Origin of the sequence: Romboutsia sp. D33t1_170424_H2 (assembly GCF_015669105.1) — a bacterium.
Classification (GTDB): Bacteria; Bacillota; Clostridia; order Peptostreptococcales; family Peptostreptococcaceae; genus Romboutsia_C; species Romboutsia_C hominis.
The window spans coordinates 85,060-101,025 of record NZ_JADOZQ010000001.1; the positions used below are offsets into that span (position 1 = coordinate 85,060).

A 15,966-nucleotide genomic window follows, 5' to 3' on the forward strand; every position below is an offset into this window, starting at 1 on the left:
AAAAGATTAAAATTGGACAAAATAGAAATAATATTATAACTTAATATATACAAAGATTTAATAAGGAGGACAAAAAATGTACAATATAAGTGATATGGTATATGATTGCCCCGTTGAAGCATTAGCTAGTATATTAGGTAAAAAATGGGTTGGGGGAATTATATGGGCTATACAAGATGATAAAGTAAGATTTGGTGATTTACAAAGGAAGATGAATAAATGTAGCAAGAAAATGCTAATCCAGCAGCTAGATTTATTAATAGAAAATAATATTATTATAAATGATAAAAAATTAATAAAAAATACTGTTGAATCTACGTATTATCTTAGCGAATCAGGGTTAGCACTTTTAAATGTAATGGCAAAAATGATAGAGTGGAGTAATCAACACATAACTTGTGAAGAATAAAATTGCATAGTTACTAAAAAGTAACTAATTGATATAAATATAATGTATTGTTATATTATTTATGGGTATTATATTCGTAGTTATTTTTAGTGTAGATAATGTCTCCATCACTATAAAAAACAATATCACCTAAAATGTCAGTTCTGTAAACTAGGGTATTTTTATTAGAAAGATTTTCTAATATATTTCTGTGAGGATGTCCATATTGATTTTTATAACCACAGGATATAACAGCTATATCTGGATTAACTTCATCTAAGAATAGATCACTACTTGAAGAGCTACTGCCGTGATGGCCTACCTTTAAAAAATCTATATCCTTAATATCAAATGAATTTATAATATCAATTTCATTTGGTTCTTCAGCATCACCAGTAAATAAAAATGATTTGTTCAGGTAAGATAGCTTAAATACTATAGAATTTAAATTGCTATCTTTTTGTATAAAAGAAGGACTTAACACTGATAAAATTATATTATCTTCTATATGCAAAGTATCATTTTTATACAGGTAATTTATAGATAGATTTTTATTAGAACATGCTGATATTAAGTTTGAGTAGGAAGTTGAATCATGCTTATATTCAGGCATATAAATAGATTTAACTTTGAAGTTATTAATTATGTTATCAAGACCACCGATATGGTCTGAATCATGGTGTGTAGCTATTAAATAGTCTATAACATCTACATTTTGTTTTTTGAGATATCTTTTGACTATGTTATCACTATCTTCGTCTCCACCGTCAATTAAGATATTTTTATTATATGGTGTTTGGATTAGAATGCTATCGCCTTGTCCAACATCGATAATATGAATTTCTAAATGAGAAACTTTGTCACAACCAGATAAAAGTGATATTATAATAAGTATTAGCGAGAAAATTATACTTCTCAAGTGATAAACCACCTCACTTAAATGTTTATTAAAAAATAATTTGGGTAATATAAGTTAATATTGATTATTATGTTAAGATTTTAAACAAAAAAATAAAGAAAAATTCAACTTTAGAGATTTTTAAAGTTATACATAGATAAAAATTATGAAAGTCAAGATTATACAGAAGATAGTAAACAGGAGGAAGTTATGTTTTTTAAAGAAATAGATATAAATGCAAAAAAGGAATTAGATCCATATTTTGATTTGGTAGACTATGAAGCATGTGAGTATTGTTTTGCTACATTATATATGTGGCAACATGTTTACAAAACAAGTTATTATACACAAGAAGATTTCGCAGTATTAGTTGGTGAATATGAAGGAGATAGTTTCTCTATATTACCATTAACTAAAAAAGAGAATTTAAACAAAGTTATAGATTTTGTTATAGAATATTTTGAAAAAGAAAATAAGAAAATATATTTAAGGGGTGTAACAAAAGAGGTAATAGAAGCACTTAAAGAAGATTTTAAAGATAGATTTGAATATATAGAAGAAAGAGATTTATTTGATTATATATATGAAGGAGAGAGCTTAAGAACTTTAGGGGGAAGAAAAAATCAAAAGAAGCGAAATCATATAAATTACTTCTTAAAGGAATATGAAGGAAGATTTGAATATAAGCTTTTAGATAAAGAAAACTTTGGGGAGTGTCTAAATTTACTAAAAGAGTGGAGTATAAATAAGGAAGAACACAATGAATTTGATGAAGGTATGGATGATGAGTTAATAGGAATAAAAAAAATATTTGATAGCTATGACATACTAAAAGATAGAGTAAAAATAGCTGGTATATATGTAGATGGAAAGTTAGAGGCATTTACAATAGGAGAACTTTTAAATAAAAACATGGCACTAGTTCATATAGAAAAAGCGAATCCAGATATAAGAGGCTTATATCCTTATATAAATCAACAATTTATAGTAAATGAATTTCCAGATGTAGAATTTGTAAATAGAGAAGAAGATATGGGTATAGAAGGCCTTAGAAAAGCTAAATTATCATATCACCCATGTAAATTTGTTGAAAAGTATACTGTTAGGGAGAAATAATATGAATATAAGATATGCCAAAGACAATGATATAGATAGTATAAAAGATATATGGAATTATTGTTTTAATGATGAAGAAGGTTTCGTAGATTACTACTTTAATTATAAATATAAAAATTATAATACAGTTGTCATAGAAGAAGATGAAAATATAGTTTCTTCTCTTCAACTAAATCAATATAAGTTAAAATTAAATAGCAAAATATACGATACATCATATGTTGTAGGAGTATCAACATTCCCAGAAGCAAGAGGGATGGGATATATGAAAAATATCATGGAATTTTCTCTTAATGAAATGTACAATAAAGGTCAATTTGTATCTATATTAATGCCTATTGATTATAGATTATATAGAAAATATGGATATGAACAATGTTACGATCAGATAGAATATAACTTAGATGTAGAAGAATTAAAGAACTTTAAAATAAAAGGAAAGATGATAAAAGCAAAGGATTCTAACATTAAAGATTTAATAAATATAAGTAATTCTTTTCTTAAGGATACAAATGGAAATATAGAAAGAGATCAAGCATACTATGAAAACTTATTTAAAGAAGTAAAAAGTGAAAATGGTCATATATATATTCATGAAGATGAAAAAGTAAAAGGATATATAATATATTTTTTAAATGGAGATAATATGTTTGTAAGAGAAATATATTATAAAAATATAGATTCTCTAAAAACTATGCTTAAGTTTATATATAATCATAATACGCAATGTAAGAAAGTTACTATATCAGCTCCTATAAATGATAAGATAAGATTTATACTAGATAATCCTAAAACGTCAGACATAAAAATTAAGCCTTTTATGATGGGAAGAATAATAAATTTAAAAGGATATTTAGAAAGTTTAAATATAGAAAGTGACTTAATCTTAAGTGCTAATATAGAAGTTGAAGATAAGTTTATAAAAGAAAATAATGGAATATTTAATATAAAATTAGAAAATAAAAGAATTTATGTTGAAAAAATACAATCTGAAGCTGATGTTACATTTAACATAAACACAATGACTCAGTTAGGATTTTCATATATAGACATAGAAGATGCTTTAATTATAAATAATAATAAAGCTAGTGATAATGTTATAAAGCTGTTTAAAACTATATTTGATAAGAAAGATAATTATATAAATGAATATGTATAAAAGATGCTAAATTGTATATTAAATATATTTAATAGTATATAATAGATGGATTACTAAGGTTTAGATGGAATGAATTTGATAATAAAAAAATTACTTAGATATAAAAGCATAATCTTAGAATTATAGATAATATACCTATATCAGTGTGTAAATTGGGAAGATCTAATTATATAAAAGGAGCTGACTTTGTCAGCTCCTTTTTGATTTATATTGTTGTTTTATTAAATTTTATTCTTTGCTTATTTTAATTAAAGCTATATCCTCTTTATCTTGAGGCTGTGCATAAAAATATCCTTGTATAAATATATTATCACTATCTATATTTTTTATAATATCTACTTGCTCTTTATTTTCAACACCTTCTGCGATTATCTTAGTGCCAGATAATTTGCAAATTTTACTTAAAAATATTATAAGCTCATAATTAAAATTACCTTCTTTAATCTCATCTATAAAATATTTATCTATTTTAACAACATCAAAATCAAATTTAGATAATATATCTAGATTTGAATATTGAATACCAAAATCATCAGCAGCTATTTTTATATTTTTACTTTGCAAAAACTCCATTCCGCTTTTTATTTGTTTAAAGTCACCTGATTCTATATTTTCAACAATTTCAAAAACAATTTTTTTCGATTTAAAATCATTGTCATTATCAATTATATAATTAACTTTTTCTAAGAATTCTTTGCTCCTTATTTCATTGTATGATATATTTATAGAAATATAAAACTCCTCATTTTTTAAGTTTGTATTTAGCTTAAACCATTTATAATCTTCTAATACAGTTTTAAATATCCATATTGATAATTCTTCTGTCATATTACATTTTTCAATATCACTTATAAAAAAATAAGGAGAGATTATTTTTCCATCAGGGTTTATGTATCTAATTAAAGCTTCAAATCCTACAACTTTATCGTTTTTAGGATTAATTATAGGTTGATAATAAAGTTTATACCTATTTTTTGATAAGTTTTCCTTTATATTTTTTCTTAATTTATTTACCTTTATAGCTGGTATTATATGCTTTATCAATATAAATAAAACACATGTTGATGCTATAATAGATAAGGTTACTATTTCTTTTGAGTTTATACCTTTAAAAAAATAATTTAGATGTATTTTTTCCAATTCATTTTTTTCATGTTTAGTAGAGTTTTCTAGTGAGTTATCAATCTCTTCTATAATCCATTTACTATTTTTTGATGCTGTTATATATACAGGTCCTGGTGAAAATTCATAGATTTTTTTAAATCTACTTAATTTCTTTTGATTTACAGGAGCTATAATTGCTACTACAGATTTATCTTTTAGCATATCTATTATTTGATCTAAATTTTCTCCCCATACAAGTATTGGCTTTGTTCCTTTTCTTTTTAACTCATCCATTAACCATTTAGATTCATATTCACTTTTTATAAAAGCAACTTTCTTATTATTAAGAGATTTTATATCTTTATAATCTTTATTAACGTAAACTCCTAATAGTTCAGTACCTATAGTTTCTTTAGAATAAATAAGCTTATCTTTTCTTTCATTGGTGTAATGAAGTCCAATCATCATATCGATTTTATTTTCTTCTAAATCTTCAATTAAAGAAGGAATGTTACCTTTTACATATTTAACTTTTACTTTTTTATTTATAGGCAATTTTTTATTTATATTAAAAATAATCTTGTCTAAAATATCCTTGTAATAACCTTCTACTTTACCATTTGGTTTTATATTAAAATATGGATCTAAATCATACACTCCTACTTTTACAGTTCTATCTTTTTCATTGGCATATAAAGTATTGTAGCTTGATATAGTTATTAAAAATACTATAATTAAAATTAATATACTTTTAATTTTGTGTTTTCCCATAGTCAATAATCTCCTTTTGCCCTTAAAAATATAATTCATAAAGTAGTGACCATAAACTTGTATTTTACTTAATTTAACTATATAAAAATTCTTATATGCTTTACACCCATTTTAATTTACTCCATATTAAAAATTAATATCTATCAAGCCCTTTATATTTATTAAAATATATTTCTTACTAATCACCCTTTATTTACCTTATTTTACCTTATATTTATTTTAGCACTTTCATACAAAAATTTTCATATATTTTATTTATTTTGTAATTTAATTTCATATTTTAGTTATATTACAATAATATTGTCGATTTAAAAACTTTACTTGAAATTTCATTATTATAAATAAAAAATCACTGATAGATAGTTCAAAAATCATTTATCTATTTTTATTGAGAATGCTTGGTTTTAACCTATATTTTAGTATATTTTTTATGAGTACTAAATTTTATGTAATTTGAATCTATGTAAATATTAGAGGAAAGATGTATTTTCTTGGTTGAAGAATAGTCTGAAACTAACGGTAAGTAAATTAAGTATAAGTTAATTATAAGAAATTAGTTTATAAAATATAAAATTTGAATATAATCAAGATAAAAACCAGCAGGAGGAAAAATGAGAAGGCCGCTTCTTATAATATTTATATTAGTATTAATAGTGTCATACCCTATAACTAATATTTTTTGTGAAGATGTTTATGAAGATAAATCTAATATAAATTTAATAGGTATAGTTAAAGGGAAAAAAACAAAAGCGAAATACGATGAATATATAATAGATAAATTCTTAGTAAGAGATTATACCAAGAGAAAAAATATTATGGTTGGATTAAAAGTAAATGTAGATGGAAAATTTAATTCTCTAAATAGTATGAAGTTTGATGATTTTGATTATGGTAAGTACTTGAGAAGCAATGGATATGAAGGAGTAATAAATTTAAATGATTATAAAGTTATAGGTGAAAGTAAGATTTTTAAATATTTAGGAAGATTAAAAATATATATAAGAAGTACAACTAGATATTTATACAAAGTTAATTCTGATTTTATAAATTCTTTGATATTAGGTGAAAAATATGAAATGACTAGTGAGCAAAAAGAAGTTTTTTCAAGAACAGGAACAAGTCATATAATTGCTATATCAGGACTTCATACGGGGATTTTATGTGTTTTTATAGCAATTTTAATAGGCAGAATCAATGAATATTATAAATTAATAATACTTATATCTCTACTAACACTTTACTCTATGATGATTGATAAGTCACCATCTATAATTAGAGCTATATTTTTTACTGCTATATTATACTTATCCATATTTACTGATAGGAAGAGAGATGGTATAAGTACATTATCATTCATAGGCATATTTTTAGTAATAAATAACCCATATATTATATATAATATAAGTTTCCAATTGTCTTTTCTTTCTACATTGTCTATAATATACTTTTACGGATATATAAATAAGAGCATCAATATGAGTTTAGTTTCAATAACTATAGCATCAAATATATTAACATTACCGATTATATATTATAATTTTAATGGAATACCAATAAGTTCAATAATTAGTAATATTATAATAGTTCCTTTTATAGGCATTATTATGTATATGAGTATTGTAAGTGTAATTTTATTTAATGTAAACATGGGTATTTCTAAGCTTATAGCGTATTTTAATAATATTATAATAGATAATATATATTATATATTAAATAAAATAAGTGAGTTGGATTTTTTGTATTTAGAGATTGTAAATCCAAATTTGATATATGTAATAATTTACTATGTTGTAGTTTTTTCATATATGATATATAAAGAAATGAAAGTTATGAAGGAGCAGGCAAATGAATTACAAGGATATTATAGGCAATATTAAAAATAGAAACTTTGAAAATGTATATCTTTTTTATGGAAAAGAATATTATTTAATAGAAAATGCAATAAAAGTATTTAAAGAAAGTTTAAGCGAAGGAATGCTTGATTTTAACTTAGATATAATAGATGGAAGGGAAACTGCTATAGATCAGGTTATAAGTTCTATAGAGACACTCCCTTTTATGGATGATAAAAAAATAGTAATAGTAAAAGATTTTGAATTATTAAAAGGTAAAAAGAAGAACTTTAGCGATAGTGATGAAAAGTATTTTATAGACCATATAGATAATATACCAGATACAACTGTTTTAGTATTTATAGTATATGGGGATATAGATAAAAGAAAGTCACTAGTAAAAAAGATAGATAAAAAAGGAATAGTATTTAATTGTGATAAATTATCTGATATGGACTTATTTAAATGGGTTAAAAAAAAATTTGAACTCAATAATGTAATAGTAGAGAACTCTGAGATAATGTATTTTATAGAACAAGAAGGATATAGGGATAAAAGTAGTGAAAAAACATTATCGGATTTAGAAAATGAAATAAATAAAATAAGTTCGTTTGTAGGAAAGGGAAATATTGTAAGTAGAGAAGTAATAGATAAACTTTCCCAAAAGAAGGTAGAAAATGATATATTTAAGTTAATAGATTATATAGGTGAAAAAAATTCATCTAATGCCATGAAAATATTAAACGATATGATAAATGAAGGTGAATCTGTTTTAGGGATATTTTCTATGATAGCAAGACAGTTTAAAGTAGTTGTACAATCAAGAAAATTACAAAGTGATGGGTACACATCAAAAGTAATAGCTGAAAAACTGAAAATTCATCCATTTGTAGCTACGAAAGCTATAAAACAAAGTAGAAACTTTTCAGATGAAATAATAATAGATATGTTAAATTATATATTAGAATGTGATTATAAGATAAAAAATGGGTTAATTAGGGATACATTAGCAGTAGAGATGCTTGTTAGTAAATATTGTAAAAGAGAATTTAATAATGTAATATAAATGAACTCTAAATAGGGTTCATTTTTTATTTCTATATAAAAAATTTAGATATATATTGGTGAAATTTTATAAGGTAATTTTGAATTTTGAGCAAAACAAAAAACCCTTGAAATAAATCAAGGGTTTAAATCTATACTTAAACGGTTAATTAAGCGTTCATTCCGTTTAACTTTTGAGCTAACTTAGCAACTTTTCTAGCTGCAGCGTTCTTGTGTATAGTTCCTTTTGAAGCTACTTGTTGTATCTTCTTTTGAGCGAATTGGAATCTTTGAGTAGCTTCCTCTCTGTTTCCTGCAGTAACAGCTTCTTCGAATCTTCTTATTGCAGTTTTAACTTGAGATTTTCTAGCTCTATTTAAAGCAGTTTTCTTTTCGATAACTTTTATTCTCTTCTTAGCTGATTTTATGTTTGCCACCGTGGTTCACCCCCTCGTTTACTTTATTATCTTATTCATCGTCAACATATTAGATTTTAACAGAAATAAATCTAAAAATCAAGGATAATTATTTATAAGTTTATAATATCTTTTTGTTTTGACTTTTTAGATTATAACCTATATAAAAATAATTTACAACATCCAAATTAAATATTCAAAGATTTATAAATTTAAACTTTTTAAATATGATTTGGTTTTAAAATACTAAAAACTGTCAACAATTATAAGTATCATTTAAATTACACCTGGAGGTTTAGTATGATTAATATAAGAACAGATTTAGCACTAGAAGCAAGTGAAGTAGTTCAGGAAAGTCAAGAACCAAAAGAAATACCTGGAGTTAAATTAGATAAAAAGGAATTAGACAATGCAACAGTAACAATAGTTGAGATTATAAATGAACAAGGCGCAGAAATAATGAATAAAGGAATAGGAAAATATGTAACCTTAGAAAGTAATCTAATGAAATTTGATGATGATGAATCAAGAGAAGAGGTTATAACATACTTAAAAGATGAACTTGTAGATATATTAGGTACTGACAAAACTAAAAAAACATTAGTTATAGGGTTAGGAAATTGGAATATAACATCAGATGCTTTAGGTCCTAAGTCAGTTTCTAAGACTTTAGTAACAAGACATATATTTAAAAATTATAATAAGGATTATGATGATGATTTTACAGAAGTATCAGCTCTAAGCCCTGGGGTAATGGGACTTACTGGTATAGAAACAAGTGAAACTGTAAAGTCATTAGTAGATAGAATAAAACCAGACAGAGTTATTGCAATAGATGCATTAGCATCTAGAAAAATGGAAAGAGTAAATCAAACTATTCAAATATCAACAGCAGGGATATCTCCTGGAGGGGGAGTCGGAAATAAAAGAAAAGCTTTAAATAAAGAATATCTAGGCATAGATGTTATAGCGATTGGAGTTCCAACAGTAGTAGATGCAGCAACATTAACTAGTGATGTATTAGATTTGGCAATAGACAATCTTATAAATCAATCAGAGAATGCAGATAATTTCTATAATATGTTAAAAAAGCTTAAAGAAGAAGAAAAGTATCATCTTATTAAAGAATCATTAGAACCATATGATAAAAATCTTATAGTTACACCAAAAGACATAGACGAAACAATAGAAAACCTATCTATAATAATAAGCGAGGGCTTAAATAGGTCTCTTCATCCGGGAAGGATAACCAAGTAAGGAGGAGAAAATATGTTTAATAAACGCATTAAGACATTTATCATGTCATGTGTGTTAATTTGTATTTTACCAACAGTCTCATATGCCATAAGTAAAGATGATTTTCTAAAATTCTTAGTGAACTCATCATATCCAGAGGCTAAAGAAGAAGTAAAAGAAGACGAAAAAAAAGAAAGTACTAGTAAAGATGAAGAATATATAGAGTTCTTTATAGGAGAAGAAAATATACCTACTATAAAGGAAGAAAATAATAGTGATGAAGAAGGAAGCAAAGAGACTTCAAATGAAGTAGCATTAAATTACACAAATAATATAAGAATAACAAGAGAAAAACCAACAATGATGATATATCATTCTCATGCATCCGAAAGTTATTCAGATTATCCAGAAAATAATTATAGATGTCAAGATAATAATAAGTCGATAGTATCTGTTGGGAGTCTTTTAACAGAAGAATTAAACAAAAAAGGATGGGGTGTAGTTCATAGTACAAAGTATCATGATTTCCCAGATTATAACTCATCTTATTCAAATAGTTTAAAAACTATAAATAGCATAATGAGTGAACATAACAGCATAGATATAGCCATTGATTTACATAGAGATGCTAGAACATTAGATACAAAGGCAAAAAAAGATAAAGAAACTAATAGAATGGTTGCCAATTATAATGGTGAAGAAGTAGCTAAGTTTTTATTTGTAGTTGGACAAAGAAATCCAAATGTAAAAGAAGTAAGAGCACTAGCTAATGATATTACAAATTTTGCAAAACAAAAGTACCCAGACTTAGTTTTACCAGTAATAGAAAAACCATATGGTAAATTTAATCAGTATGTAGCTGATAATCATATTCTTATAGAAGTAGGAAGTAATGGGACAACCTTAGAACAGGCTCAAAATAGTGTAAAATATATAGCTAATATACTAGATGAATATTTTAAAGAAAAGAAGTAGACTTGAAGTATGAGTAGAGTTGAAAGAAATATACAAAAAAAAATAAAAAAAAGAAAAAGAAAATTCATAAGTAAAGTACTGTTTATATTGATTATGACTGCAAACTTATTTATATGTATATTTACAATAAATCAAAGTGCCAAAAGTATGTTAGGTGAGGATACATATAATATAGAAGAAAATATTAAAGATTTACAAAAATTTATAGAAGATAAGTTAGGGATACTTTCAGATAACACTAAAAAACTAATCTCTCAACTTAATATATAGTAAAAAATAAGACTTATAGGCACTTAAGTCTTATTTTTTGTCCTTATTATTTACATAAATGCGGATATATTATAAAATAAAAGTTATGATAAATAAGAATAAAATTTTTAAGTATTAAAAAGGAGGAATAAAGGTGGACAGTAAACAAAGTAGAACTAGAAACTTTAGTATAATAGCGCATATAGACCATGGTAAGTCTACCTTAGCAGATAGATTAATACAAAAAACTGGACTTGTTAGTGAAAGAGAAATGAAAGATCAATTACTAGATAATATGGATCTTGAAAGAGAAAGAGGAATCACTATAAAGTTACAAAATATTAGATTAGTTTATAAGGCTAAGGATGGAAATGAATATTATTTAAATCTTATAGATACTCCAGGACATGTTGACTTTAACTATGAGGTTTCAAGAAGTTTAGCAGCTTGTGAAGGTGCATTATTAGTAGTAGATGCAGCACAAGGTGTTGAAGCTCAAACATTAGCTAATGTTTATTTAGCATTAGATCAAGACTTAGAAATACTACCAGTTATAAATAAGATAGATCTTCCAAGTGCTAGACCAGATGAAATAAAAACAGAAATAGAAGATATAATAGGACTTGATGCAAGTGATGCACCTTTAATATCAGCTAAAAGTGGTCTAAATATAGAAGATGTATTAGAAGCCATAGTAGAAAAAGTACCAGCACCACAAGGTGATAAAGATGCTCCTTTAAAAGCTTTAATATTTGACTCATATTACGATGCATATAAAGGTGTTGTAGCGTATGTTAGAGTTTATGAAGGAACTGTTAAAAAAGGTATGACTATAAAAATGATGAATACTAACAAAAAGTTTGAAGTAACTGAAGTTGGTGTTATGGCTCCTGGTCAAAGAGAACTTGATGAGTTAGCTGCAGGAGATGTTGGATACATAGCTGCAAGTATAAAAGATATAAGAAGTTGTCAAGTTGGTGATACAATAACAGATGCAAATAATCCAACTGATGAACCTATGCCAGGATATAAAAAAGCTACTCCAATGGTTTATTGTGGTATATACCCAGGTGAAGGTGAAAAGTACGAAAACGTAAGAGATGCATTAGAAAAGATGCAAATAAATGATGCAGCGCTAGAATTTGAGGCTGAAACTTCAGCTGCATTAGGATTTGGATTTAGATGTGGATTCTTAGGGCTACTTCATATGGAAATAATCCAAGAAAGATTAGAAAGAGAATATGACTTAAACTTAGTAACAACAGCACCATCTGTTATATACAGAGTCACTAAAAATGATGGGGAAGTTGTAATGATACAAAATCCAACAAACTTACCAGAACCATCAGAAATAAATATGATAGAAGAGCCAATCGTTAAAGGTGATATAATAGTCCCTAAAGATTATGTCGGTACTGTTATGGAGCTTTGTCAAGAAAGACGTGGAACAATGATAAATATGGAATACATAGATGAAAAGAGAGTTATGCTTCACTATGACTTACCACTAAATGAAGTTGTTTACGATTTCTTTGATGCATTAAAGTCTAGGACAAGAGGATATGGATCTTTAGATTATGAAATTAAGGGATACACTCCTTCTAAGCTTGTTAAGCTTGATATATTAATAAATAAAGAGCAAGTAGATGCACTTAGCTTTATAGTACATGAATCTCGTGCTTATCCAAGAGGTAAAGCTATGTGTGAAAAGCTAAAAAATGAAATACCAAGACATCAGTTTGCAGTTCCTATACAAGCAGCTGTTGGAAATAAAGTTGTTGCCAGAGAAACTATAAGTGCACTTAGAAAAGACGTTTTAGCTAAGTGTTATGGAGGAGATATATCTCGTAAGAAGAAACTTCTTGAAAAGCAAAAAGAAGGTAAGAAGCGTATGAGACAAATCGGATCTGTAGAAGTTCCTCAAAAGGCCTTTATGTCAGTATTAAAATTAGATGAATAATAATTAAAGTCAAAGGATTTTTCCTTTGACTTTTTTAATTATAAGTCATATTAACTAAAATATTGTGTAAAACCTGTCCTCGTATCTAAATTCTAATAATAGATAAAAACTTGGGAATACTAAAAAATGCAAAGTATACAAAATATCATAACTATAAATAGTACAAGGAGGATATATATGAGTGACAAGCTTAATAGTACTATAGGACTATCAGCAGCTCTTTCAACAGTTGTTGGTATGGTTATAGGGTCTGGAGTATTTTTTAAGCCTCAAGCAATATACACGGCAACTAATGGTGCACCAGGTCTTGGTATAATAGCATGGATATTAGGTGGTATTATAACTATTACAGCAGGATTAACTGCAGCTGAAATATCAGCAGCCATACCTAAAACTGGTGGAATGATGACTTATCTCAGTGAAATATATGGAGAAAAAATAGGATTCTTGACAGGATGGATGCAAACAGTATTATATTTTCCAGGTACTATTGCAGCGCTTGCAGTTATATTTTCGCAACAGGTATCAGAAATTATGGGGTATGGTCCGCAAAATATGGTAGTAGTTTTACCAGTATCTTTAGGAATAATAATATTTATAGCTTTGCTAAATACAGTAGGATCATCTTTTGGTGGATTTATACAAACTGTATCTACTATCTGTAAGTTATTACCTTTAATACTTATAATAATATTTGGATTTATAAAAGGAAATGGAAACCTAATATTAACACCATTAGTAGGAGGTGAAACTACTGTCATAGGATCTTTAGGACAAGTATTAATAGCTACACTATTTGCTTATGATGGTTGGATAAATGTTGGAGCTATAGCTGGTGAAATGAAAAGTCCAGAAAAAAATTTACCTCTAGCTATAGTTGGAGGTTTATCAATAGTTATGGCTGTATATATATTGATAAACTTAGCATATTTATGGGTAGCGCCAGCATCAGAACTTGCTACATCAGTAGCTCCAGCTGCACTTGTCGCACAAAAAATATTTGGAAATACAGGTGGAAAATTAATATCCATAGGTATACTAATATCAGTATTTGGTGCTCTAAATGGATATTTACTTACAGCACCTAGGGTACCATATGTACTTTCAAAAGAGGGATTATTACCAGGATCAAAAATATTTTCTAAGTTAAATAAAGGTGGTTCTCCATACAACTCTATTTGGTTAATAGCCGGTCTTGGATGTATATATGCTTTATCTGGACAATTTAACCTGTTAAGTGATCTAACTATATTTATAATATGGTTATTTTATATATTTACTTTCTATGGAGTAGTTAAGCTTAGAAAAGAAAAACCAGATATGGTAAGACCTTATAAGGTTCCATTATACCCAATTGTTCCTATTGTTGCTATACTAGGTGGACTTTTTGTTATAATAAATCAATTAATAACAATGACTTTAGTTTCATTAGGAGGAATAATAGTTACACTTATTGGTTTACTAGTATATTCTTATAAAATTAAATTAAGATAAGTAAAAGGCATCTTTACATTTAGGTGCCTTTTATCTATTTTAAATTAATAAAGCATTTTTAAATAGATAACAACTATCACATATATATTGTTATAATATAGTAAAATATATTTAATAATGTAAGCAATATATGAATAGGAGAAAAATAAATGTTAGGATTATATATACATATTCCATTTTGTGTGAGTAAGTGTAACTACTGTGACTTTAATTCATACAAATTAGATGTAAACTTAAAGAAAAGATACATAGATGATTTAAAAAAGGAAATGGAACTTTATAAGAAAGATATAGAAAAAGAAAATTATGAAAAAGAAATATGTAGTATATTTTTAGGGGGAGGAACTCCAAGCATACTAACATCTAATGAAATTGAAGAAATATTTAATAATATTTATAAGAACTTCAATATAAAAGATAATGCTGAAGTAACTATGGAGTGCAATCCAGGAACATTAACAAGAGAAAAATTAGAAACTATGAAAAAGTGTGGAGTAAACAGATTAAGTATAGGTCTTCAGGCAGTACAAAATAATAAACTAAAGGAAATAGGAAGAATCCATACATATGAAGAGTTTGAGAAAAATTATAAAGAAGCTTTAGATGTTGGTTTTGATAATATAAATGTAGATTTAATGTATGCACTTCCAAATCATAACATTGATGAATGGAAAGAAAGCTTAGAAAAAATTATTTCATTAAACCCATCACATATATCAGCTTATTCACTTATATTAGAAGAGGGCACAAAGTTATATGATATGTATGAAGACAATGAATTTGAACTTATAGATGAAGATACAGATATAAATATGTATAATCACACAATAAATTACCTAAAACAAAATGGGTACAATCAATATGAAATATCAAACTATTCAAAGCCAGGTTTTGAGTGTAAGCATAATATACTATACTGGAAGTGTTATCATTATATAGGGTTAGGTGCAGGGGCATCTGGATATCTAGGAAATATTAGATATAATAATGTAGAAAATCTAGATGAGTATCATCATATGATAGAAAAAAATGAAAAACCTATAAGTAATTTAGAAAATTTAAGTATAGAAGATAAAATACAAGAAAAAATATTTATGGGACTTAGAATGAATGAAGGGATATATTTTGAGGACTTTAAAAAAGAATTTAATATAGAATTCAAAAATAAATATAATAAGCAAATTGAGGATTTGAAAAATAAAGACTTAATAAAAGAAAGTAAAGTAGGTATTAAGCTTACCCAAAAGGGGAGAGAAATATCAAATTCTGTATTTGTTGAATTCATAAATTAATTAGAAAGTGTTGACAAGAATAAAATAAAATG

At 26.1% G+C, this 15,966-nt stretch carries 14 protein-coding genes; 11 read left to right on the forward strand and 3 right to left on the reverse strand.

Annotated elements, in window-relative coordinates:
* Window positions 1–76: 76 nt before the first annotated feature.
* Entirely contained in the window at window positions 77–409 is a 333-nt protein-coding gene (locus I4U66_RS00475; protein WP_092927193.1) for a winged helix-turn-helix transcriptional regulator, read from the forward strand.
* Between the two features lie 55 nt (window positions 410–464).
* Here the strand turns inward: I4U66_RS00475 and I4U66_RS00480 are convergent, their stop codons facing one another.
* Complete coding sequence (locus I4U66_RS00480; protein WP_092927191.1) at window positions 465–1,307, reverse strand: ComEC/Rec2 family competence protein; 843 nt, start codon at window positions 1,305–1,307, stop codon at window positions 465–467.
* 189 nt (window positions 1,308–1,496) lie between these two features.
* On the opposite strand from I4U66_RS00480, the gene I4U66_RS00485 reads away from it, so the two are divergent.
* Together I4U66_RS00485 and I4U66_RS00490 are read left to right on the forward strand one after the other, a co-directional pair.
* Window positions 1,497–2,402: a DUF2156 domain-containing protein gene (locus I4U66_RS00485; protein ID WP_092927189.1), complete on the forward strand. Its 906-nt coding sequence runs from the start codon at window positions 1,497–1,499 to the stop codon at window positions 2,400–2,402.
* A gap of 1 nt (window position 2,403) precedes the next feature.
* The gene (locus I4U66_RS00490) at window positions 2,404–3,561 is read left to right on the forward strand and encodes a GNAT family N-acetyltransferase (protein WP_092927187.1); all 1,158 of its coding nucleotides are present in this window, start codon (window positions 2,404–2,406) and stop codon (window positions 3,559–3,561) included.
* A 228-nt stretch (window positions 3,562–3,789) separates the two neighbouring features.
* Here I4U66_RS00490 and I4U66_RS00495 read toward each other — a convergent pair whose 3' ends face one another.
* On the reverse strand, window positions 3,790–5,436 hold the full coding sequence (locus I4U66_RS00495) for an EAL domain-containing protein (protein WP_195580845.1): 1,647 nt from the start codon (window positions 5,434–5,436) through the stop codon (window positions 3,790–3,792).
* Between the two features lie 611 nt (window positions 5,437–6,047).
* Between I4U66_RS00495 and I4U66_RS00500 the strand changes: the two genes are divergently transcribed.
* Entirely contained in the window at window positions 6,048–7,313 is a 1,266-nt protein-coding gene (locus tag I4U66_RS00500; RefSeq protein ID WP_195928295.1) for a ComEC/Rec2 family competence protein, read from the forward strand.
* Complete coding sequence (gene holA, locus I4U66_RS00505; protein WP_195928296.1) at window positions 7,282–8,334, forward strand: DNA polymerase III subunit delta; 1,053 nt, start codon at window positions 7,282–7,284, stop codon at window positions 8,332–8,334. Before I4U66_RS00500 ends, holA begins: the two co-directional genes overlap by 32 nt.
* Before the next feature lie 148 nt (window positions 8,335–8,482).
* On the opposite strand, the gene rpsT is transcribed toward holA, so the two are convergent.
* Complete coding sequence (gene rpsT / locus I4U66_RS00510) at window positions 8,483–8,749, reverse strand: 30S ribosomal protein S20 (RefSeq protein WP_092927179.1); 267 nt, start codon at window positions 8,747–8,749, stop codon at window positions 8,483–8,485.
* A gap of 279 nt (window positions 8,750–9,028) precedes the next feature.
* Between rpsT and gpr the strand changes: the two genes are divergently transcribed.
* The 6 genes from gpr to hemW all read left to right on the forward strand — a co-directional run bounded on the left by gpr (window position 9,029) and on the right by hemW (window position 15,934).
* Window positions 9,029–9,985: a GPR endopeptidase gene (gene gpr / locus I4U66_RS00515; protein ID WP_195580847.1), complete on the forward strand. Its 957-nt coding sequence runs from the start codon at window positions 9,029–9,031 to the stop codon at window positions 9,983–9,985.
* 12 nt (window positions 9,986–9,997) lie between these two features.
* Window positions 9,998–10,939, forward strand: coding sequence for a stage II sporulation protein P (gene spoIIP / locus I4U66_RS00520; RefSeq protein ID WP_195580848.1), 942 nt, complete (start codon window positions 9,998–10,000; stop codon window positions 10,937–10,939).
* Window positions 10,940–10,948: 9 nt separating this feature from the next.
* On the forward strand, window positions 10,949–11,209 hold the full coding sequence (locus I4U66_RS00525) for a hypothetical protein (protein WP_195580849.1): 261 nt from the start codon (window positions 10,949–10,951) through the stop codon (window positions 11,207–11,209).
* 133 nt (window positions 11,210–11,342) lie between these two features.
* Window positions 11,343–13,148 (forward strand): translation elongation factor 4, encoded by a 1,806-nt coding sequence (lepA, locus tag I4U66_RS00530; RefSeq protein ID WP_166504910.1) that lies wholly within the window; start codon window positions 11,343–11,345, stop codon window positions 13,146–13,148.
* A gap of 177 nt (window positions 13,149–13,325) precedes the next feature.
* Complete coding sequence (locus I4U66_RS00535; RefSeq protein WP_195928297.1) at window positions 13,326–14,642, forward strand: APC family permease; 1,317 nt, start codon at window positions 13,326–13,328, stop codon at window positions 14,640–14,642.
* 149 nt (window positions 14,643–14,791) lie between these two features.
* The gene (hemW, locus tag I4U66_RS00540; protein ID WP_195928298.1) at window positions 14,792–15,934 is read left to right on the forward strand and encodes a radical SAM family heme chaperone HemW; all 1,143 of its coding nucleotides are present in this window, start codon (window positions 14,792–14,794) and stop codon (window positions 15,932–15,934) included.
* Window positions 15,935–15,966 lie beyond the last annotated feature (32 nt).